Annotated in this window: 18 protein-coding genes; 11 read left to right on the forward strand and 7 right to left on the reverse strand. The window is 69.6% G+C overall.

Annotated features, from left to right (window positions below):
- The first annotated feature begins 333 nt into the window (after positions 1-333).
- The 5 genes from IEY89_RS31435 to hemB all read left to right on the forward strand — a co-directional run bounded on the left by IEY89_RS31435 (position 334) and on the right by hemB (position 6,889).
- Complete coding sequence (locus IEY89_RS31435; RefSeq protein ID WP_189150916.1) at positions 334-1,134, forward strand: redox-sensing transcriptional repressor Rex; 801 nt, start codon at positions 334-336, stop codon at positions 1,132-1,134.
- On the forward strand, positions 1,131-2,942 hold the full coding sequence (locus IEY89_RS31440) for a glutamyl-tRNA reductase (RefSeq protein WP_189150917.1): 1,812 nt from the start codon (positions 1,131-1,133) through the stop codon (positions 2,940-2,942). The genes IEY89_RS31435 and IEY89_RS31440 overlap by 4 nt, the downstream gene beginning before the upstream one ends.
- Complete coding sequence (gene hemC / locus IEY89_RS31445; RefSeq protein ID WP_189150918.1) at positions 2,939-3,925, forward strand: hydroxymethylbilane synthase; 987 nt, start codon at positions 2,939-2,941, stop codon at positions 3,923-3,925. Before IEY89_RS31440 ends, hemC begins: the two co-directional genes overlap by 4 nt.
- Positions 3,922-5,628: a bifunctional uroporphyrinogen-III C-methyltransferase/uroporphyrinogen-III synthase gene (locus tag IEY89_RS31450; protein ID WP_189150919.1), complete on the forward strand. Its 1,707-nt coding sequence runs from the start codon at positions 3,922-3,924 to the stop codon at positions 5,626-5,628. Before hemC ends, IEY89_RS31450 begins: the two co-directional genes overlap by 4 nt.
- A 271-nt stretch (positions 5,629-5,899) precedes the next feature.
- A complete protein-coding gene (gene hemB, locus IEY89_RS31455; RefSeq protein ID WP_189150920.1) occupies positions 5,900-6,889 on the forward strand; it encodes a porphobilinogen synthase in 990 nt (329 codons plus the stop codon).
- Here the strand turns inward: hemB and IEY89_RS31460 are convergent.
- Positions 6,856-7,092, reverse strand: a complete 237-nt coding sequence (locus IEY89_RS31460) for a hypothetical protein (RefSeq protein ID WP_189150995.1) — start codon at positions 7,090-7,092, stop codon at positions 6,856-6,858. The genes hemB and IEY89_RS31460 overlap by 34 nt on opposite strands.
- A 296-nt stretch (positions 7,093-7,388) precedes the next feature.
- Between IEY89_RS31460 and IEY89_RS31465 the strand changes: the two genes are divergently transcribed.
- Entirely contained in the window at positions 7,389-8,291 is a 903-nt protein-coding gene (locus IEY89_RS31465; protein ID WP_189150921.1) for an SAM-dependent methyltransferase, read from the forward strand.
- A gap of 152 nt (positions 8,292-8,443) precedes the next feature.
- Entirely contained in the window at positions 8,444-9,673 is a 1,230-nt protein-coding gene (locus tag IEY89_RS31470; protein ID WP_189150922.1) for an aminotransferase-like domain-containing protein, read from the forward strand.
- Between the two features lie 119 nt (positions 9,674-9,792).
- On the opposite strand, the gene IEY89_RS31475 is transcribed toward IEY89_RS31470, so the two are convergent.
- Positions 9,793-10,611: a DUF4253 domain-containing protein gene (locus IEY89_RS31475; protein ID WP_189150923.1), complete on the reverse strand. Its 819-nt coding sequence runs from the start codon at positions 10,609-10,611 to the stop codon at positions 9,793-9,795.
- A 398-nt stretch (positions 10,612-11,009) separates the two neighbouring features.
- Here IEY89_RS31475 and IEY89_RS31480 point away from each other — a divergent pair, with 398 nt between their 5' ends.
- A complete protein-coding gene (locus IEY89_RS31480) occupies positions 11,010-11,366 on the forward strand; it encodes a DUF805 domain-containing protein (RefSeq protein WP_189150924.1) in 357 nt (118 codons plus the stop codon).
- A gap of 134 nt (positions 11,367-11,500) precedes the next feature.
- Complete coding sequence (locus tag IEY89_RS31485) at positions 11,501-11,812, forward strand: type II toxin-antitoxin system prevent-host-death family antitoxin (RefSeq protein ID WP_229695504.1); 312 nt, start codon at positions 11,501-11,503, stop codon at positions 11,810-11,812.
- Positions 11,813-11,868: 56 nt separating this feature from the next.
- Here IEY89_RS31485 and IEY89_RS31490 read toward each other — a convergent pair whose 3' ends face one another.
- On the reverse strand, positions 11,869-12,420 hold the full coding sequence (locus IEY89_RS31490; RefSeq protein WP_189150925.1) for a type II toxin-antitoxin system RelE/ParE family toxin: 552 nt from the start codon (positions 12,418-12,420) through the stop codon (positions 11,869-11,871).
- A 141-nt stretch (positions 12,421-12,561) separates the two neighbouring features.
- On the opposite strand from IEY89_RS31490, the gene IEY89_RS31495 reads away from it, so the two are divergent.
- Complete coding sequence (locus tag IEY89_RS31495; RefSeq protein ID WP_229695505.1) at positions 12,562-13,179, forward strand: helix-turn-helix domain-containing protein; 618 nt, start codon at positions 12,562-12,564, stop codon at positions 13,177-13,179.
- A gap of 412 nt (positions 13,180-13,591) precedes the next feature.
- Here IEY89_RS31495 and argS read toward each other — a convergent pair whose 3' ends face one another.
- A complete protein-coding gene (gene argS, locus IEY89_RS31500) occupies positions 13,592-15,373 on the reverse strand; it encodes an arginine--tRNA ligase (RefSeq protein WP_189150927.1) in 1,782 nt (593 codons plus the stop codon).
- Positions 15,374-15,840: 467 nt separating this feature from the next.
- On the opposite strand from argS, the gene lysS reads away from it, so the two are divergent.
- Positions 15,841-17,628, forward strand: a complete 1,788-nt coding sequence (gene lysS / locus IEY89_RS31505; protein WP_189150928.1) for a lysine--tRNA ligase — start codon at positions 15,841-15,843, stop codon at positions 17,626-17,628.
- A 120-nt stretch (positions 17,629-17,748) separates the two neighbouring features.
- Here the strand turns inward: lysS and IEY89_RS31510 are convergent, their stop codons facing one another.
- The 3 genes from IEY89_RS31510 to IEY89_RS31520 all read right to left on the reverse strand — a co-directional run bounded on the left by IEY89_RS31510 (position 17,749) and on the right by IEY89_RS31520 (position 21,202).
- Complete coding sequence (locus IEY89_RS31510; protein WP_189150929.1) at positions 17,749-19,191, reverse strand: DUF2637 domain-containing protein; 1,443 nt, start codon at positions 19,189-19,191, stop codon at positions 17,749-17,751.
- Between the two features lie 79 nt (positions 19,192-19,270).
- A complete protein-coding gene (locus IEY89_RS31515) occupies positions 19,271-20,209 on the reverse strand; it encodes a DUF3558 domain-containing protein (RefSeq protein ID WP_189150930.1) in 939 nt (312 codons plus the stop codon).
- Positions 20,210-20,344: 135 nt separating this feature from the next.
- On the reverse strand, positions 20,345-21,202 hold the full coding sequence (locus IEY89_RS31520; RefSeq protein WP_189150985.1) for a DUF3558 domain-containing protein: 858 nt from the start codon (positions 21,200-21,202) through the stop codon (positions 20,345-20,347).
- Positions 21,203-21,423 lie beyond the last annotated feature (221 nt).

Consider the following 21,423-nt stretch of genomic DNA (forward strand, 5'->3'; position numbering starts at 1 on the left):
TACCGAGCGGTCGCGTTCTGACCAAGTGCTGACCGAGCAGTCCAAGTGGTCCGGAAAGTCGCTTAGGATCGAGAGCGGTTCAGATCTCGGGGGCGGGATTCATGAGGAGTGTGTGAGGTTTTGCCCCCGAACGGTGCCTGTGACGGCGAGGGACAACGGTGCTTGTGCGCCGGTTCCCTGCGCATGCGACGGGGGTGCGTGACCCCGGTCACGTTGGGTGGGCAAATCGGACACCATCTTTGTGCACGCGTTCACAAAGACATAGCCTGCATTCGACGGGGCGGTCCAGGGACGTGTGACCGCCTGCAGCCCCGCGCTACCCGCAGGAGCACCGTGGCAACTGGCCGAACTCACCGAACGGCGACCCGCAGCCGAGGGATTCCCGAGGCCACCGTCGCCAGGCTTCCGCTGTACCTCCGTGCGCTGACCGGACTGTCGGAGCGCTCGGTACCCACGGTCTCCTCCGAGGAACTGGCAGCCGCCGCGGGCGTCAACTCCGCGAAGCTGCGCAAGGACTTCTCCTACCTGGGGTCCTATGGGACCCGTGGTGTGGGCTACGACGTCGAGTATCTCGTCTATCAGATCTCGCGCGAGCTGGGGCTGACCCAGGACTGGCCGGTAGTGATCGTCGGTATCGGTAATCTCGGCGCCGCCCTCGCGAACTACGGCGGCTTCGCCTCCCGTGGATTCCGGGTGGCCGCCCTCATCGACGCCGATCCCGCGATGGCAGGAAAGCCCGTCGCCGGTATTCCGGTGCAGCACTCGGATGATCTGGAAAGGATCATCGCGGACAACGGTGTGTCCATTGGCGTTATCGCCACCCCCGCCGGTGCCGCCCAGCCCGTGTGCGATCGGCTCGTCGCCGCCGGTGTGACCTCCATTCTCAACTTCGCGCCCACCGTGCTGACCGTCCCGGACGGCGTAGACGTACGCAAGGTCGATCTCAGCATCGAGTTGCAGATCCTCGCCTTCCACGAGCAGCGCAAGGCCGGCGAGGAGGCCGACGCCGCCGCTGCCGCCGCCGAAGCCGGGGCGGGCGACACCGCTCCGGTGGTCGCGGCCAAGGTGCGGGGCGGTAGTGGTGGTCGTGGCAAAGGGCCTGACGGGGACGTTCCCGCCGTGATGCCGGCATGAGTCTCCTCGTCGTCGGGCTGAGCCACCGCAGCGCTCCCGTCAGTGTTCTCGAGCGCGCCGCGCTGTCCCAGGACGCGCAGATCAAGTTGCTTCAGGACACCGTCGCCGCCGAGGCCGCGCTGCTCGCCACCTGCAACCGCATCGAGCTGTACGCGGACGTGGACAAGTTCCACGCAGGGGTCGCCGAGCTGTCCACGCTGCTCGCCCAGCACAGCGGGGTGGGGCTGGACGAACTCACCCCGTACCTGTACGTGCACTACGAGGACCGGGCCGTCCACCATCTGTTCTCCGTCGCCTGTGGGCTCGACTCCATGGTCGTCGGCGAGGGGCAGGTCCTCGGGCAGATCAAGGACTCGCTCGCCCTCGCCCAGGATCTGCACACCGCCGGCCGACTGCTGAACGACCTGTTCCAGCAGGCCCTGCGGGTCGGCAAGCGCGCCCACTCCGAGACCGGCATCGACCGGGCCGGACAGTCCCTGGTCACCTTCGGGCTCCAGCAGCTCGCCGGGGGGCGGGGGACCGGGGCTTCTGTGGAAGCCTGGGCCGCGGGAAAGAAAGCCCTGGTCATCGGTGCCGGGTCGATGTCCTCACTGGCCGCCGCCACGCTCGCGCGGCTCGGGGTCGCCGAGATCGTCGTCGCCAACCGCACGCCGGACCGCGCCGAGCGGCTCGCGCAGATCATCAACGAGAACAGCGAGAACAGCCAGTACGAGGGTTCCGGCGGCCACGAGGGTGGCGCGACGCCCGTGTCCGCCCGAGCCGTTCCGATGGAATCGGTGCCCTTCGAGCTGACACGTGCCGATATAGCCGTTTCCTGTACCGGCGCGACCGGGCTGGTCCTCACCGCCGAGATCATCGCGGCGGCCGTCGAGGGCCGGGTACCGGCGGACGAGGCCGGGCTCGCCCCTCGTCCGACCGCGACGGGTGACGTACGAGACGTACGCGGGGTTCTGCCGCCCACCAGCATCGGCACCGACGACGGTTGTCCGCTGGACCTGTCCGCCGCACAGACCAGCCAGACCAGCCAGGCCGGGCAGGCCGTGCAGGAGTCGGCCGGGTTCTCGGTGATGGGCGAGGCCGCCGTCGCCGGGATGGACGCGGCGACGCTGGAGCAGCACGCGGCCTGGGTGGACAACGGGACTGTCGACCGGCGGGACGCCGCCCGCCGTACGCCCGACGACGACCGTGAACTGATCGCCGCGCTCGCCCTGACCGCGACCGCCCTCGGGCGCATCCCCGAGCGGCGGCGCCCCGCGGCGCCGGCCGGGGTGACGCGGCCCCCGGCCGTGCTCTCGCTGCTCGACCTCGCCATGCCCCGGGACGTCGACGCCGCCGCGCACCGGCTGGCCGGGGTGCGGCTGGTGGACATCGAGTCGCTGGCCGAGGCCTCGGCGGACGTTCCGATGGCCGCCGACGTGGACCAGGTCCGGCGGATCGTCGCCGACGAGGTCGCGGCCTTCGGGGCCGCCCTGCGCGCGGCGCACATCACCCCCACCGTCGTCGCGCTGCGCGCCATGGCCGCCGATGTCGTCGCCGGTGAGATCGCCCGGCTCGACGGACGCCTGCCCGGGCTAGACGAGAAGCACCGGGCCGAGATCACGCAGACCGTGCGGCGCGTGGTCGACAAACTGCTGCACGCGCCGACCGTACGGGTCAAGCAGCTCGCGGCCGAACCCGGCGGCGCCGGGTACGCGGACGCGTTGCGCACCCTGTTCGACCTCGACCAGGAGACGGTCGACGGCGTGTCCCGGGCGGACCAGGACGACGACCATTCTGAGCAGAACGCCGAGAACCGAGGGCGAGCATGAGTGAGCCAGAGCCAGTACAAGGGGCGCTGAGGCTTGGGACCAGGCGAAGTCAACTCGCCCTGGCCCAGTCCGGACAGGTCGCCGACGCCGTGCACCGGCTGACCGGGCGGCCCGTGGAGCTCGTCGAGATCACGACGTACGGCGACGTGTCCCGCGAGGACCTCGCCCAGATCGGCGGCACGGGGGTCTTCGTGACCGCCCTGCGGGAGGCGTTGCTGCGTGGGGAGGTCGACTTCGCGGTGCACTCGCTGAAGGACCTGCCGACCGCGCAGCCCGACGACCTGGTGCTGGCCGCCGTACCCGGGCGCGAGGATCCGCGTGACGTGCTGGTGGCGCGCGACGACCTCAAGTTCACCGACCTGCCGCGCGGCGCGCGGGTCGGGACGGGTTCGACGCGGCGCACGGCCCAGCTGAACGCGTACGCGCGCGCCCATGACCTGGACATCGAGGTCGTGCCGGTCCGGGGGAACGTCGACACCCGGATCGGGTTCGTGCGCAGTGGTGAGCTGGATGCGGTGGTGCTGGCCGCGGCCGGCCTCAACCGGATCGGGCGCGCCGGCGAAGTGACCGACTTCCTGTCGGTCGACATGGTTCTGCCTGCCCCTGGCCAAGGGGCCCTGGCGATCGAGTGCAGAGCGGGGAACACCTTCCACGACTCTGACCTGATCGCGGCACTCGGCGAGCTCGACGACCCGGACACCCGGGCCGCCGTGACCGCCGAACGGTCACTGCTCGCCGCCCTGGAGGCCGGTTGCAGCGCCCCTGTGGGCGCGCTGGCCGACCTGCTGGCCGACGGGCAGATTGTCAAGGAGATGCGCCTGCGCGGCGTCGTCGGCACGACCGACGGCTCGACGCTGGTGCAGCTGTCCACCACCGGTCCCGTGCCCGAGACGTACGACCAAGCAATGGCGCTCGGCCGTGAACTCGCAGCCGAGATGCTTGCCAAGGGCGCGGCCGGTCTGATGGGGGAGCGAGCACAGTGAGCCCCACCACCCTTCCCGCCGGTCCGGACCATGGGCACGTCACCTTTCTCGGTGCCGGACCCGGGGATCCGGGACTACTGACTCTGCGCGCCGTCGAGGCGCTGGCGAACGCGGACGTACTGGTCGCCGAGCACGAGGTGCTCGACGTCGTACGCGCACACGCCAGACAAGGCGTTGCCGAGCTCAACACCGAATTGGACACGCCTATTGGCAGCACGTATCCAGGCACAGGCACGCCTCAACTAACGGTTGTTGACGGCGCGTCAACGACCGCTGGTGCACCCGCTGTGCGGGATGCCGCACATCTTGTCATGGAGGCCGCACGGGGCGGCAGGCGGGTCGTGCGTGCGGTGTCCGGGGATCCCGGGCTCGACGCGTACGCCGCCGAGGAGATGCTGGCGTGCGCGCGCGCCGGTGTCCCGTTCGAGGTGGTCCCGGGTGTCGCCGCCGCCGTGGGCGTGCCCGCGTACGCGGGTGTGCCGCTGCGGGACGCACAGGGCGCGGACGTCCGCTTCGTGGACGCCCGTACGGCGTCGGACCGGTGCTGGACCGAGGTCGGGGCTTCCGACGGGACCGTCGTCGTTTCGACCACCTTGGATTCGGTGGCTGCCGCCGCGGGTGAGCTGGTCGCGGCCGGGCGTAAGCCGGACACCCCGCTGACCGTGACGATCGCCGGGACCACGACGCGTCAGCGGACCTGGTCGGCGACGCTGGGGACCATCGCCCAGACGTTCAAACAGGGCAAGGTGCTGCCGTCGCCCGACGGCGGCCGGCCCGTGATAGCCGTCGTCGGCGAGCGGTTCGCCGCCGCCCAGCGCGAGCAGCTGTCGTGGTTCGAGAACAAGCCGCTGTTCGGATGGCGGGTGCTGGTGCCGCGTACGAAGGAGCAGTCGGCGTCGCTCTCCGACCGGCTGCGGTCCTACGGGGCCGTGCCGCACGAGGTGCCGACGATCGCCGTCGAGCCGCCGCGGACCCCGCAGCAGATGGAGCGGGCGGTCAAGGGGCTGGTCACGGGCCGCTATGAGTGGATCGCTTTCACGAGCGTGAACGCGGTCAAGGCGGTTCGTGAGAAGTTCGAGGAGTACGGGCTCGATGCCCGGGCCTTCGCCGGGATCAAGGTCGCGGCGGTGGGTGAACAGACCGCCAAGGCGTTGGTCGCCTTTGGGGTGAAGCCCGATCTGGTGCCGAGTGGCGAGCAGTCCGCTGCCGGGTTGCTGGACGACTGGCCGCCTTACGACCCGGTCTTCGATCCGATCGACCGCGTTTTCCTGCCTCGGGCCGACATCGCCACGGAGACGTTGGTCGCCGGGCTGATCGAGTTGGGCTGGGAGGTCGACGACGTCACGGCCTACCGGACGGTGCGGGCCTCGCCGCCGCCGCAGGAAACGCGGGAGGCGATCAAGGGGGGTGGCTTCGACGCCGTTCTCTTTACGTCGTCGTCCACGGTGCGGAACCTGGTGGGGATCGCGGGCAAGCCTCACAACGTGACGGTGATCGCGTGTATCGGGCCGGCCACGGCGAAGACCGCCGAGGAGCACGGTCTGCGGGTCGATGTGATGGCTCCGGAGCCGTCCGTGCTGAAGTTGGCGGAGGCGTTGGCAGACTTCGGGTTGCGGCGGAGGGCTTCCGCGGTGGAGTCGGGGGATCCCGTTACTCGGCCCAGTGAGCGGCGGCCGGGGGCTCGGCGGAGGCGGACGACGTAGTTGGGGCTGGGGCTGTGGCCGTGGCTGTGGGGCGGTGGGGGTGGGCGTTGGGTTTGCTCGCCCCCACCGCCCTACCCGTCCCATCCTGTTCCTGGGGGCTGCGCCCCAGACCCCCCTTCGGCCCTGAACGGGCCTCGTCCTCAACCCCCCAGCGGGGGGACCCCCAGACGGGCTGGAATGCCCGGGCCTGGGCTGAGGGATGCCGCCGGTGCTGGAAACGTCCGACGGTGCGTCGGTAAAGGGGTGTGCGGGGCGGGCGTAGCGTGGGTGTATGTCGAAGTACGGATCGTTTCCCGGTACGCGTCCCCGGCGGCTGCGTACCACGCCCGTCATGCGGCGCATGGTCGCCGAGACGCGGCTGCACCCCGCCGACTTCATCCTCCCCGCCTTCGTGCGGGAAGGGGTGAGTGAGCCGGTTCCGATCTCCGCGATGCCCGGGGTCGTCCAGCACACCCGGGACAGCCTGAGGAAGGCCGCCGTGGACGCCGTGGCCGCCGGGGTCTCCGGGATCATGCTCTTCGGGGTGCCCGAGGAGGGGAAGAAGGACGCCCTCGGGACCCCCGGTACCGATCCGGACGGGATTCTCCAGGTCGCCATCCGCGATGTGCGGGCCGAGGTGGGGGACGAGCTGCTCGTCATGTCCGACCTCTGTCTCGACGAGACCACCGATCACGGGCACTGCGGGGTGCTGGACGCGGAAGGGCGCGTCGACAACGACGCCACCCTGGAGCGGTACGCCGAGATGGCCCAGGTGCAGGCCGATGCCGGCGCCCATGTCGTTGGGCCCAGCGGGATGATGGACGGGCAGATCGGGGTTGTTCGCGATGCCCTTGATCAGATCGGGCGCGAGGATGTCGCCATCCTCGCCTACACCGCCAAGTACTCGTCCGCCTTCTACGGGCCTTTCCGGGAAGCCGTCGGTTCCTCCCTGAAGGGGGACCGCAAGACGTATCAGCAGGACCCCGCCAATGTGCGGGAGTCGCTGCGGGAGCTGGCGCTCGATCTGGAAGAGGGCGCCGACATGGTCATGGTGAAGCCCGCCGGGCCCTATCTCGACATCCTCGCCCGGGTCGCCGACGCCGTGGACGTGCCCGTCGCCGCCTACCAGATCTCCGGCGAGTACTCGATGATCGAGGCCGCGGCGGAGAAGGGCTGGGTCGACCGGGAGCGGGCCATCCTGGAGACCCTGACCGGGATCAAGCGCGCCGGCGCGCAGAACATCCTCACCTACTGGGCCACCGAGGCTGCCCGCATGCTGTGAGCCTGCCCGACGGCACGTCCGGTGCCGGGCGTGCGTGCGGGTGTGGCTGCGGGGGCGCGTCCGGGGGCCGATTTCGCCGATGCCGACGACGGGCCCTCGTCCCGTACGCCCTCGCCGTCCTCGCACGCCGTGAGGGTGGTGAGCGCGACGAGCGCGACCGCCGTGGCGGCGAACAGGCGCGTACGGGAGGTGCGTACGGACATGGGGGTGCCCTTTCGGAGGGGAAGGGGAGGGGGGACGGTGCCGGTCGGTTGGCAACAGCTTGTGCGGTGATCCGTCCCAGCACCATGGTTCGCGGCGATTCCGGGACGCCTGCCGGTGGACCACTGCGCTGACCTGCGGGGATGGTGTCCCGTTGCGGGACGGTCCGGGACGCCGGGAGGGGGTTGCGGGACGCTTCGGCGGTCGATTTTCGATTCTCGAATATCAACTCCGGTCGGCGGCTAGGTTGTTGTCCGTTGAAGAGGTTTGGACACCAGGCTCCCCAGGGAGAGGCACCATGAGCGGCGATGCTCTCAGTCAGGACCCCGCCGAGCTGAGAAGGAGGATCGACACCACCAAGGCCCACCCGGCCCGGGTCTACGACGTCTTCCTCGGCGGCAAGGACAACTACCCGGCCGACCGCAACGCGGCTGCCGCCGCACTCGCCGCGAATCCGCGCGGTTACCTGGACGTCCGGCACAACCGGGACTTCATGCGCCGCGCCGTGACCACCCTGGCGACGGACGAGGGCATCCGGCAGTTCCTCGACATCGGGACCGGCCTGCCGACGCAGGACAACGTCCACCAGATCGCCCAGCGCATCGCCCCGGACACCCGGGTCGTGTACGTCGACAACGACCCGATCGTGCTCGCCCATGCGCGCGCCCTGCTCACCAGCGGGCCCGAGGGCCGTACCGACTACATCGACGCCGACCTGGCCGACCCGGCCCAGATCCTCGAACACGCCCGCAAGACCCTCGACTTCGACCAGCCGATCGCGCTCGTCCTCGCGGCGGTCCTGCACTTCGTGGCGGAGCCGGAGGCGTACGACATCGTGCGCGAACTGGTCGACGCGCTGCCGTCCGGCAGCCGGCTCGTCCTCAGTCACCTCACCGAGGACCTGAACCCCGAGAAGATCCGCGCGGTCCAACGGACGTACACCGAGCGCGGGTTCACCTTCGTGCTGCGGTCCAGGGCCGAGGTGGAGCGCTTCTTCGAGGAGAACGGGCTCACCCTCGACGAGCCGGGCGTCGTGCCCGCCCACCACTGGCGTCCCGACGGCGGCGCGCCCGTCCCGGAGGTGGTCGAGGCCGCGTACCTCGACTCGCTGGACGACATCGAGAAGGTCCGCTACCGCGACATCAACGACGTCACGGACGCGGACATCAACGTGTACGGGGCGAGTGGCCGCAAGGCCTGAATCCGCAAAGGGCTGAGGCCGCAAAGTCCTGAGGCCGGCTGGGCTGAAGTCCGTCGTGGGCGTCCGGATCGTGAAAAGCGATTGTAGGCGGCACGCACTTCCCTAGGGTGTGGGCAGGAGCCGTATGGCCCGCCCGCCTGAAGGAGCCGCACATGACAGCCCCAGTGACCGCTGCGCCCGCTTCTGCTTCCGTCTCCGCTTCCGTGCCCGCGCTCGCCGCGCGGGCACGGGCGGTTGGCGGGTCGGCCGTACGGGACATCCTGGCCGTCATCGCGCGGCCCGAGGTGATCAACTTCGCGGGTGGGCTGCCCGCACCCGAACTGTTCGACGCGGAGGGCGTGGCCGCCGCGTTCCGGGACGTGTTCGCGGACACGCCCGCGCGGGCCCTGCAGTACACCACGACCGAGGGTGAGCCGGCCCTGCGCGAGGCGCTCGCCCTACGGCACACCGGACGCGGCCTGCCCACCGACGCCGACGACCTCCTCGTCACCACCGGTTCCCAGCAGGCGCTGTCGCTGCTCGCCACCGCGCTGATCGACCCCGGGGACGCCGTCCTCGTCGAAACCCCCTGCTATCTCGCGGCACTTCAGGTGTTCGGGCTGGCGGGCGCGCGGGTGATCGCCGTCCCCGGGGACGAGGACGGGATCGCTCCGGGGGCGCTGGAGGAACTGGTCGTCCGCCACCGGCCCAAGCTGCTGTACACCGTGCCCAACTTCCGCAACCCGACCGGCCAGACCATGCCGGGCGAGCGCCGGGCCGCGGTGGCGGAGGTCGCCGCGCGGCTCGGGCTGTGGGTCGTCGAGGACGATCCGTACGGCGAGCTGCGCTTCGAGGGCGAGCGTGTGCCGTGGATCGCCTCCTGTCCGGGCGCGGAGGACCGTACGGTCCTGCTCGGCTCCTTCTCCAAGGTCATGGCGCCGGGGCTGCGGCTGGGCTGGCTGCGGGCACCGGCGGAGCTGCTGCGCGCGTGCACCGTCGCCAAGCAGGCCGCCGACCTGCACACCCCGACCGTCAACCAGCTCGCCGCCGCCCGGTATCTGACCGACCGTGACCTCGACGCCCATGTGCGGCGCGTGGCCCGCGTCTACGGGGAGCGGCGCGACGCCATGCTCGACGGCATCGGGGACGCCCTCCCGGAGGGCTCGACCTGGACCCGTCCCGAGGGCGGCATGTTCCTCTGGGCCCGGCTTCCGGAGTCGTACGACACCACCGCCCTGCTCCGTGGGGTGGTGGAGCGGGGCGTCGCGTACGTGCCGGGGGCGCCCTTCTACGCGGGCGAGGTGGAGGGTGCTGAGCGGGCGACGATGCGGTTGTGTTTCGTCACTCAGACTCCGGAGGAGATCGGGGAGGGGCTTCGGCGGTTGGGGGCGGGGTTGCGGTAGCGCTCCGCTGGTCAGGGGGCTGGACACGCGGTTCGTTGGCTGCGGGCCGGTGGGGGCTTGTCGCGCCCGCGCGGCGGAGCCGCATGTCGACACAGCCCCGCGCCCCTGTCGAGGCGGTGTCAGTCCCACCAGAAGGACCAGGTCTGCTGGGTCAGCAGTTCGTGTTCGGCGTACGCGCGCAAGGTGCTGTGGGCTCCCTGCGTGATGTTGTCCGGGCAGAACGCGAAGTGTTCGGCGGCTATGGCTTCGGCCTCGGCGAGGGTGGTCGGCGGGGCCGCCACGGACAGAACCAACTGATTGAAGGTCAGCGCCAGGACCCGTATGCCGAAGCGGTCCTCCCAGGAGCGGAGTACCGCGCAGAGGCGTGCCGTGTCGCTCTCGTAGTTGGCGGGGCCCGACCAGCCGATGGCGGCGGGGATGTCGGCGGAACGGCGGGCGGGGACGAGCGCGAGGCGCGGTTCCTTGAAGGCGGAGCCGGGGGTGAGGAGCGAGTCGGCCAACCGGGCCGCCAGGACGTCGGCGTCGGCCTGCTCGGTGGTGGCGTCGGCGTCGGCGTCGGTGCTGATGGTGGCGGGGGCGAGGCCGGGCCAGGCCTCGCCCTGTGCCGCGTACTCCTCCCAGAATCCGGTGAGGACCTCCTCGGCGTCGTGGTCCCCGGGGTAGGAGGTGTCGGCGGGCATCAACTCCCAATCCTCCGGCCCGCCTTGGCCGCCGCCCACCTCTATGACCACCGGGACGAGCCCCGCGGGCCGGCACGCGTCGTGGTGCGCGGTCCAGTCGCCGGGGGCGGAGGGCGCGTCGGCGTGCCAGAGCAGGGGCTCGTGCCACGGGCCCTCGTCCGTCGCGTCTGTCAGCCTCCCGGCGGGGAGGGCGAGGCCGAGTGTGCTGCCGGTGGGGTCGGTCGCGAGGTGGGGCAGCGGGTTGGGAAGTGTCGCCATGCCGGTGACTGTAGGGCCTGCCTCTGACAACGGGCCCTGGGAGCCGGGAGCCCAGGTGGGAGAGGGTGGGCGGGCAACGGTTCGAGATCGGTCCGGTGTCGGTGCGGCCTCGAACGTGCGTCGGACTGGAGTAGAACCGGCAATGGATCAGCCATGGTTCGGTGGCCTGCGGGGCTCAGCGCCGTGAATATCAGGCTGTTGTGCCGCCGCCGTCAATGATCTTGTGTGGGTCTGTCCTGAAATCGCCGTCCGGGAGTGACCTCGACCCTGTGCAGGGATCAACTTTCTGCCCGTTACCTGCAACGATTAACCCTATTGACGAGTTCCCGTCAGTCTCCGTAACTTCTCCCCTTGGCCTGATCCGCTCGGCGGGCCCACATCGTTCCCTGGGGGATGCAATGAACTATTACCTCGACGTGCTCAAGAAGTACGCGGTGTTCAGCGGGCGTGCGCGCCGCAAGGAATACTGGATGTTCACGCTGTTCTCGTTGATCGTCGACGTGGTGCTGGTGGTCATCGACAGCTTCATCGGCGTGCAGATTCTCAGCGGCGTGTACGCCCTGGCCGTCTTGCTGCCCACCCTGGCTGTCGCCGCGCGTCGACTGCACGACACGGGCCGCTCGGGCTGGTGGATCCTGTTCGGGATCATCCCGGTCGTCGGGTGGATCACGCTGCTGGTCTTCCTGTGCCTCGACGGTGAGCAGGGCGAGAACAAGTACGGCCACAACCCGAAGTTCGCCCCCGCGCACATCTGACGTTCGCACCGAGGGCATCGTCCCCGTGCCCTGGTCGTGCCCTGGCCGCCCGGATTCTTCTGGGCGGCCTTCGCGTTCTCCGGGCACACAGAGAAATCTGTACAGGTTCGGCTGGTAAATTGTATAGTTTTTTCATGTCGATCCTCTGCGAGAACCCGACCGTGCTCTCCGTCACCGAAGCCACGGGCAAAGGAGTCGCCGGGCTGGTCAAGGCGGCCGAGGCGGGCGAGGACATCATGGTCGAGCGGCATCACAAGCCGGTGGCCGCCGTGATCGGTGTGGAGCGACTGCGCAGGCTGGAGGAGTTCGAGGAGGACCTTTTGGACGCGCTGCTCGTGCTGACCAGGGCCGCCACGGACAGCGGTGACCGTAGCTCGCTCGATGATGTGCTGCGCCGCTTCGGGGTGGACCGGGAGGGTCTCGACACGGATATCCCGCAGCGCTGACTGCCTGACCGTCTGGCCGGGTGTCCTGGCTGCTCCGGAGGGCAACCTCTGCGCGATCAGTCGCGCGGTCGGCCCATCCAGTCCTCCCAGGCGGCGATCGCCTCCTCCAGGCTCATGGCCAGGACCCGCTCGGAGGGAAGGCCCGCCTTGTCGGTCAGTCGGCTGACGAGCCAGTCCGGTACGGGGTCCGGAGGCGGCGGTGCGGCAGCGGCGGCGCCTGTGTCGAGGCCGAACCGGTCGAGCAGATCTCGCAGGTTTCGGGCGGCCGGGGTGTCGGGCAGGTTCGAGAGCCTGGTCCGGAGTTCGTCGTAGACGGCCGAGTTCTCGCGAGGGCCGACGGCCCACACCTCGGAGATCTCCACGCTGGTCGTGCCATCCACTTCCTCGACCACCCGCCACACGAGGCGCCAGTGCCGGTCACCGACAACGAGCTTTCGCCAGCCGACGAGGTCGCCGACCAGAGGCCTGCCCGCGTACGGGTCGCGCTCCAGCAGCGACACCTTCTGCAGGACGGCACGCGCGGTCTGCGGATCCCGGCGGTGCAGAGCCGCCAGGTCGGCTACAGCTGCGTCGGTGAACCGTACGGGGTGACGTGGCGTGTCCGGCATGCTGCCGACGGTATCGGGGAGCTGCCGATACTCGCAACCGCCTTGATTGATAAGTACGGTGGATGCAGATGTCGAATCTCAAATGCGAAACGTCATTTGGTTCTCCCGACCTCTGCTGACTTCTGCGACGGAGATGCCTTGATGGATATGACGACGACCATCGCGGCGGAGAGGCTTGGCGTATCGACGAACACCTTCAAGAAACTGGTCACTGCGGGGCTGTTGCCCGAGGTGCGCAGGCGCGGCAACCGAACCGTCGTTCCGGCGGCCGATGTACGCGCACTCGCCCGGCGTGACGCCGTCGACCTCGATGCGCTGGGCGGTGCGGAACTGCCCGTGCTCCGGGTGGGGCCCGCCGAGCCGGTGCCGGAGGATCCGGAGCGGGCCTGGATCGGCTACGCGGCGGGGCTCGCGCCGGAGGACATGTACGAGGCGCTGCGCGGCTGGTGGCGTTGTGATCCGGGGCGGGTGCTGAGGGCGGGCGTGCTGGCCGTGACCGTCGGGCCGTACGTCGTCGCGGTGCTCACCGGGTTCCGGGGCGCCGAGCCGGACGGCGCCGGCCGCTACCGCTTCTCGGCGCGACTGGCCGGGTTCACCAGCGACCTGGTCACTCCTGTGCAGGTCGTACACACGGACGTACCTGGCGCCGACGAGGCGCGGCGCCTGCTGGGCAGACGCCTCGACTCGGAGTCCGGGGGGCCGGTCGCGTATGTGCGGAGAGCGGAGAGCGAGAGGCGCCAGGGTCTCCGGGGGTGGTGATCAGCGGGCCGCGTACGCGGTGAACGCCGTCCAGGCCTGCCGGGTGGTGGCGGAGATGACGACGACCGACGCGAAGAACAGCGGCTATTCCGACGAGGGCCTTCGAAGGGCCGCGGTGCCGAAGTAGACGAGTGCGGAGGCCGCCAGGGCGGGGGCCGCGTCGACGCCTTCGGACATGTCTAGGCCTATTAGTGCGGCTGCCGCGATGCCGGCCAGGACGGGCCAGTGGTGTGTGATGCCCCGCGCGCCGCCTGGTCGGGTGGTGGGCGTTCTGGTCTCTGCGGGGTGTTCCGTAGGGTGCGTCATGGCGTTAATTTACATACCCCCAGGGGGTATGTAATCGGGCTGGAAGGCGGCAGGAAGCCGGAAGCCGGGTACCCCGATGGGTACCCGGCTTCAGTACGGCAGTGCGTCAGAGACGCTCAGGCGTCCTGATGCCCAGGAGGGCCATGCCCTGGTGCAGGGTCTTCGCCGTGACGTCGCACAGGAACAGGCGGTTCTCCACCTGCTGCGCGGTCTCCGCCTTCAGGACAGGGCACTTGTCGTAGAACGTCGTGTACAGCGACGCCAGTTGGTACAGGTACGCCGCCAGCTTGTGCGGGGCGTACTCCGTCGCCGAGTCCGCCACCGTCTCCGCGAACGCGTCCACGTGCAGGGCCAACGCCCGCTCCGCGTCCGCCAGTTCGAGCTCCGGGTGCGCCTGCGGGCGTACCTCGCCGGCCTTGCGCAGGATCGACTGGATACGGGCGTACGCGTACTGGAGGTACACGCTCGTGTCGCCGTTCAGCGAGACCATCTGGTCCAGGTCGAACTTGTAGTCCCGGTTCGCCGACGTCGACAGGTCCGCGTACTTCACCGCGCCGATGCCCACCTGGGCGCCGCGCTCGGCGACTTCGTCGTCGGACAGCTGGGCTTGAGTGTCCTTCTCCTTGACCACCGTCGTCGCCCGGTCGACCGCCTCGTCCAGCAGGTCCACCAGCCGTACGGTCTCGCCCTCACGCGTCTTGAACGGCTTGCCGTCCTTGCCGAGGACCGTGCCGAAGGCCAACTGGTACGCCTTGACGTCCTCGTCGTTCAGCCAGCCGGCCTTGCGCGCCGTCTCGAAGACCATCTTGAAGTGGAGGGACTGACGGGCGTCGACCACGTAGACCAGGCTGTTCGCCTTGAGGTTGAAGACCCGGTCGCGGATCGCCGAGAGGTCGGTGGCCGCGTAGCCGTAGCCCCCGTCCGACTTGCGGACGATCAGCGGGACCGGGTTGCCCTCCGGGCCCTTGATGTCGTCGAAGAACACGCACAGGGCGCCCTCCGAACGGACCGCCACGCCCGACTCCTCCAGGAGGCGGCATGTCTCGTCCAGCATGTCGTTGTAACCCGACTCGCCGACGATGTCCGCGTCCTGGATCTCCATGTCCAGCTTCTCGAAGACCGAGAAGAAGTAGATCTTCGACTCGTCGACGAACTTCTGCCAGATGGCGAGGGTCGCGGGGTCGCCGGCCTGGAGGTCGACGACGCGCAGCCGCGCCCTCGTCTTGAACTCCTCGTCGGAGTCGAAGAGTTTGCGGGCCGTCTTGTAGAGGCGGTCGAGGTTCGACATCGCCTCCTCGCCGCTGGCTTCGGTGTCCGAGTTGTTGGCTTTGTGGTCCAGCTCGTGGGGGTGCTCGTCCAGGTACTGGATGAGCATGCCGAACTGGGTGCCCCAGTCGCCGATGTGGTGCCTGCGGATCACGTTCTCGCCCGTGAACTCCAGGAGCTGGGCCACCGCGTCGCCGATCACCGCGGAGCGGAGGTGGCCTACGTGCATCTCCTTCGCCACGTTCGGCTGGGCGTAGTCGATGACCGTCGTGCCGGGGTGGGCGGCGAGCGGTACGCCGAGGCGGGCGTCGGGGTCCGTGGTCCTGGCCGCCAGGTTCTCGATGATCGCCTTGTCGGTGAGCGTGATGTTCAGGAAGCCGGGGCCGGAGACCTCGATGTCCTTGATCAGGTCGCCGGACACGACGTTCTCCACGACCTGGGTCGCCAGGTCACGGGGGTTGGCCTTGGCCTTCTTGGCGAGGGCGAGGATGCCGTTCGCCTGGTAGTCCGCACGGTCGCTGCGTCGCAGCAGCGGGTCCGCGTGTGCCTCCGGCAGGGTTGCCGTGAGGGCGTCCGCGAGGCGCTGGTGGACGGTGGCGGTGAGGGACTTGACCGGGGCCATAGGAGTGGGTGCCGTTCTCCTGGTGGGTACGTGTGGATGGGGTCAGTATCCCATGGGGGGGAAAGGGGTTTTCCTGGGCGAGAGGGTGGGTGGGGTGGGTTTGTTTCGCCCCCGCCGCCCTTACCCGTCCCATCCTGTTTCTGGGGGCTGCGCCCCCAGACCCCCCTTCGCGCTGGACGCGCTCGTCCTCAAACGCCGGACGGGCTGGATGGGCCTGGGCCTGGGCTGTAGAGAGGGCGGGGGCGGGTGGGTGGGAAACACCGCCCGGGCTGGACGGGCCTTGTCCTCGAACGCCGGACGGGCTGGAGGTGCCCGGGCCTGGGCTGGATACAGACGGTGAGCGGGTGGGTGGGAAACGCCGCTCCGCGGAAAGGCGTTTTCGTTGTTCTGGGACCACCTGGGAGAATGGGGCGGTCAGCCGTCCGACCGTCACGGCTGGCCTTGAGGAACTCTCAGAAAAAGAGGACGTGCCGATCGTGGCTCAGAGCACCGAGACCACCGACTGGGTCTCCCGTTTCGCGGACGAGGTCATCGAGGAGTCGGAGCGCCGAGCCCCGGGGAAACCTGTTGTCGTCGCGTCCGGGCTGTCGCCCTCCGGGCCCATCCACCTGGGGAATCTCCGGGAAGTGATGACTCCGCACCTTGTCGCCGACGAGATCCGGCGGCGGGGGTACCAGGTCCGGCATCTGATCTCCTGGGACGACTACGACCGTTACCGCAAGGTGCCCAGCGGGGTCGAGGGTGTCGACGCTTCCTGGGCCGAGCACATCGGACGGCCGCTGACCGCCGTACCGGCGCCCAAGGGGTCCGTCCACCCCAGCTGGGCCGAGCACTTCAAGGCCGCGATGGTCGACGCGCTCGCCGAGCTCGGTGTCGAGTTCGACGGGATCAGCCAGACCGCGCAGTACACCTCCGGTGTCTATCGCGAGCAGATCCTGCACGCCATGAAGCACCGGGGTGACATCGACGCGATTCTGGACCAGTACCGGACCAAGAAGACCCCCGGCAATCCCGGTACTCCTGGTAGTTCCGGCAGTTCCGGTAAGAAGCCTCAGCAGTCCCAGAAGCCCCTCGACGAGGCCGAGGTCGAGGCCGCCGAGGGGTCCGGGGCCGCCGCGGAGGACGACGGGAGTTCCGGGTCCGCCGGGTACTTTCCGTACAAGCCCTTCTGCGGTGGGTGCGGCAAGGACCTCACCACCGTCACCGCCTACGACGACGACACCACCGAGCTGACCTACACCTGCACCGCCTGCGGGTTCTCCGAGACCGTCCTGCTGAGCGAGTTCAACCGCGGCAAGCTGGTCTGGAAGGTCGACTGGCCGATGCGCTGGGCCTATGAAGGGGTCGTTTTCGAGCCGAGCGGTGTTGATCACTCGTCCCCTGGATCCTCGTTCCAGGTCGGCGGGCAGATCGTCGGCAGCATCTTCGGTGGCAAGCAGCCGATCGGGCCCATGTACGCCTTCGTGGGCATCAGTGGCATGGCCAAGATGTCCAGCAGCAAGGGTGGTGTGCCTACTCCCGGTGACGCGCTGAAGATCATGGAGCCGCAGATCCTGCGCTGGCTGTACGCCCGCCGGCGGCCCAACCAGTCCTTCAAGATCGCCTTCGATCAGGAGATCCAGCGGCTCTACGACGAGTGGGACAAGCTCGACGCCAAGGTCGCCGACGGCACCGCGCTCCCGGCGGACGTCGCCGCGCACTCCCGCGCGGTGCGTACCGCCGAGGGTGAACTGCCGCGTACACCGCGGGCGTTGCCGTACCGGACGCTCGCTTCCGTCGCCGACATCACCGCCGGTGCGGAGGATCAGACGCTGCGGATCCTGAGCGAGCTGGATCCCTCCGATCCGCTCTCCTCGCTCGATGCCGTCCGGCCCCGGCTCGACAAGGCCGAGGCCTGGATCAACACCCAGGTGCCGGCGGACCAGCGGACCATCGTCCGTCAGGAACCCGACACCGAGCTGATCAAGTCCCTTGACGAGCAGGGGCGCCAGTCGCTTCGGCTTCTGGCTGACGGGCTGGCCGACAACTGGTCCCTGGACGGCCTCAGCCATCTCGTCTACGGCGTCCCCAAGGTCCAGGCCGGCTTCTCCGCCGACGCCACGGCGAAGGAGCTTCCGGCCGAGATCAAGGTCGCCCAGCGCACGTTCTTCGCGCTGCTGTACCACCTGCTCGTCGGCCGGGACACCGGTCCGCGCCTGCCCACGCTGCTGCTCGCGGTGGGGCAGGAGCGGGTGCGGGCCCTGCTGGGCGAGTAGCCGAGTAGCCGAGTAGCCGAGTAGCTGAGCAGCAGGGAGCGTGTGCTCCCTTGTTACGAGGACGGGGCGCCCGGTGAACTCCGGGCGCCCCGTCCTCGTACCGGCGGACAACAGGGACGACTACGCGATGTGGTCGTCCTGGAGTTCCGCCGTGTGGCGGTTGGTGAAGCGGTTGACCATGCGGTCGGCTTCGCGCTGCGGGAGCTTCGTGCCGTACGTCGCTTCCACATCGCCCCTGAACTGGCCCGAGGTCGGGTAGCTGCCGTCTATCGACTTCTTGAAGACCAGGTAGTAGTCCTCCTCCGTCGGCTCCGTACCGCCGCCCGCGCCCATCTCACGGGTGCGGCCCGGGCCGGCCGGGATCGGGAAGGTACCGGTGTCCTCCGGAGAGGGCTCCGGAAGCGGCTCCGGGGCGCGGGCCGGCGAATCGTCGACCTGGTCGAACTGGTCGGCCTGTTGCTGCGGGAACATCCGCTGCTCGAACCGCTGCTCCTCGAACCGCTGTTGCTCCTCGAACTGCTGCTGGGCCTCGTGCCGCTGCCGGTTCTCGAACTGCTGTCGGGCGTCGTACTGCTGCCTGGCGTCGTACTGCTCGGCCCGCTGCTGCTCCTCGTACCACTGGGCGTCCGCGGGTTCGGGGTCGTACGTCGGGTCGTAGCCGCCCTGGTACGCGATGGCCCGGGGGTCCCGCGCCTGGAGCCACGGGTTCTGGGGCTCGGTCTCGGACTGGTCCGGCTGCTCGGGAGCGGGGCGCTGCTCCTGGGCCGGTGCCCCGCTGCTCTGTACGACGGCCACCGCCTCCGGGGTACGGCTGCTCGCGCCCGCGTCGGCCGCCTCCAGGGCAGGCTGCGGGGCCGGCGGCAGCAGCGCCGGTTCGATGCCCGCCGCCGCGAGGCCCGAGGGTGCCGTCTCCGCGAGGGGGACGCCGTAGCGGGCCAGGCGCAGGGGCATCAGGGACTCCACCGGGGCCTTGCGCCGCCAGGCGCGGCCGAAGCGGGCGTGCAGACGGGCCTGGTAGACGAGACGTTCCTGCTCCAGCTTGATGACCTGGTCGTAGGAACGCAGCTCCCACAGTTTCATCCGGCGCCAGAGGAGGAACGTCGGCAGGGGGGAGAGGAGCCAGCGGGTGAGGCGGACGCCCTCCATGTGCTTGTCGGCGGTGATGTCGGCCATCCGGCCGATGGCGTGCCGGGCCGCCTCCACCGAGACCACGAACAGAATCGGGATGACGGCGTGCATGCCCACGCCCAGCGGGTCGGGCCAGGCCGCCGCGCCGTTGAACGCGATCGTCGCCATCGTCAGCAGCCACGCCGTCTGGCGCAGCAGCGGGAACGGGATCCGGATCCAGGTGAGGAGGAGATCCAGAGCGAGCAGGACGCAGATACCCGCGTCGATGCCGATCGGGAAGACGTAGCTGAAGTTCCCGAAGCCCTTCTGGAGGGCCAGTTCACGGACGGCGGCGTACGAGCCCGCGAAGCCGATCCCGGCGATGACCACCGCACCGGCGACGACCACGCCGATGAGTATTCGGTGCGTTCGTGTCAGTTGCAGTGGCGCGGCCACCCGTACTCCCCTCCCAGTGCGTGTTGTTGCGCGCAACAGGGTGGCACATGTGTGCGGCGTACGTGTTGCCGAGACAAGGTCAGTTCTTCTTCGACGCTGAGGGGGACGCGGACGAGGAAGGTGCCTCGGACGCCGCCTTGGACGGGGACGCGCTCGGCTTCGCCGACGAACTCGCCGAGGAGGAAGGGGAGTTGGTGGGAGCGGGGGTGCCCGCGCCGCCTTCGCCGTTCTCCGACGACACCTTGGCGACGGCCTCCTTGACGGCCTTCACCGCGGCCTTGGCCAGACTGTCCGCGCTCGGCGTCTTCTCGCCCGCGAGCCCGGCGCCGTTGTAGTCGAGGGTCACGACGACGTTCTCGACCCGGACCACCACCGTCTGCTGCCGGAAGGAGCCTTCCTTCTTCTTCAGGTCGTAACGCACCGACGTCGCGACGTCGCCCGCCCCGGCCACCGGCTCCGAACGGGTGTTCTTCGCACCCGTCGACGACTCGGCGTCCTGCACCTGGCTGTCGTAGTACGCCTGCGCCAGCTCCTCGCCGGAACCGCGCGACGCTGTCGACTCGAAGCGCAGCAGCGACACGTTCAGCCAGCGGAACTGGGAGCCCTTCACACCGTTGTTGACGAGGCTCGTCCAGGAGCAACTGCCGCGCGTGGACGTGTCGTTGGACGACCCCTCCTTGCCCGACTTCACACCCTTCGGGACCAGGTCCTTCAGCGTCTTCGTCGACAGCACCGCGCACGGCTCCGGAAGCTTCTGGTACGCCGCCGCCTGCACGGTCGGCGACGCGCTCACCGTCTCGCCGGCGCCGGCCCCCTTCTTCTGCGCCGCGTTGTCGGTGGAACCGGATCCCGACCCGGAGTCGGATCCCGAGTCGGAGGAGCAGCCGACGGCCGCGAGGAGGAGTACGGGGACGGCGGCCAGGGTGGCGAGGGCGCGGTGCGGCCGCCTCGTCGTCACTCCGGTGTTCCGGCTGCGCTGGTCTCGCTGTGCGGGTCGGTGCATGGTTCCTTCACTCATCGCGCTTGGTTCCTGCGGCTCTCGGTTCCTGCGGTCGGATCGGGTCCGAGGGGCCACGGTACGCGGTGAGGGGGGCACGCCGTCCTGCTTCACGCCCTTTGCGGACGGCCGGCACGAGGGGACACGGGCCGTGTCCTAGTCGAACGCGCCGGCGAGCTGCGAGGCCAGTTTCTGCGCCCTGTCCTGCATTTCCTTGCTGTCGGGCACGGTGCCGAGCGTCGTCGGCTGCTCGACGTACTCGATGGTCACGATCACATTGGACGTGCGGAACGCCACAGTCACCGTGCGCTGCTGGGCCGTTGAACCGGCGGGGGTCAGCTCGTCGTCGAGGAACGCCTCGTCGCCGAGGCCGTCGAGGAGACGGGGCTGGAGAGCGGCGGCAGACTCCGCGTCCGCCTCGGCGTCAGGGGAGGCGGAGGGTGAGGCCGTGCCGGTGGGGGTGGTGGAGGAGGAAGAGGAGGAAGGGGAGCCGGACGCGGAAGCCGACGGGGGCGCGGACTCGGACGCGGACTCGGTGGCGGTGGCGGACTCGGTGGCGGCGGGCTCCGGGAGGTCGGCGGCCACCACTTTGGTCGCGAAGAGGTCCGTCGCCTCACTGTCGTCGCTCACGGAGTTGTCGTACGACACCACCCGTTCGAAGTCGACGAGGAGATGATCGGCGGCGTCCGTGGACTCCACCTTCCAGCGGCAGCCGACCTTGCGGTCCGTGTTGTAGGTGAGTGTCGACTCGCCCTCGTACGCCTCTTCGCGCTGGTCCTCGTCCGTGATCTGCCTGATGCCGGGCAGCAGCGAGTCGAGGGTGCCCTGACCGACCGCGACGCAGGGCTCGGGGAGGGTGAGGTAGCGGCCGGGCTGTGCCGCGGCGGTCGTGGTGCCGCTGTCGCCGGGCTTGGCGTCCTCGGCGGTGTCGTCACCGCCCGAGCCGCTGGTGCAGCCGGCCAGCAGCGCCGCGAGGAGGGCGGCGACGCCGGGTACGTAGGCCTTCCGCTGCACGGTCAGGTTCCTCTCGACGATCTCGGCGATGGGGACGATCTTTGTGGGGCGGTGCTTGCTCCAGTGTCCCCGCTGGTTAATCGCTTGCCGCACGGGGGCCTCACCGGCAGACAATGTGTATCGCACGCACCACCGTGCACGCCGGTCCGGCATCCCTTTCGTTGACCTTGGCGCCGGTTTTGCGATTAAAGAACTCTGTTGATTTTTCGGGGGAATGAGGA

The sequence above is a fragment of the Streptomyces lacrimifluminis genome (genome assembly GCF_014646095.1).
In the GTDB taxonomy this organism is placed as follows: domain Bacteria; phylum Actinomycetota; class Actinomycetes; order Streptomycetales; family Streptomycetaceae; genus Streptomyces; species Streptomyces lacrimifluminis.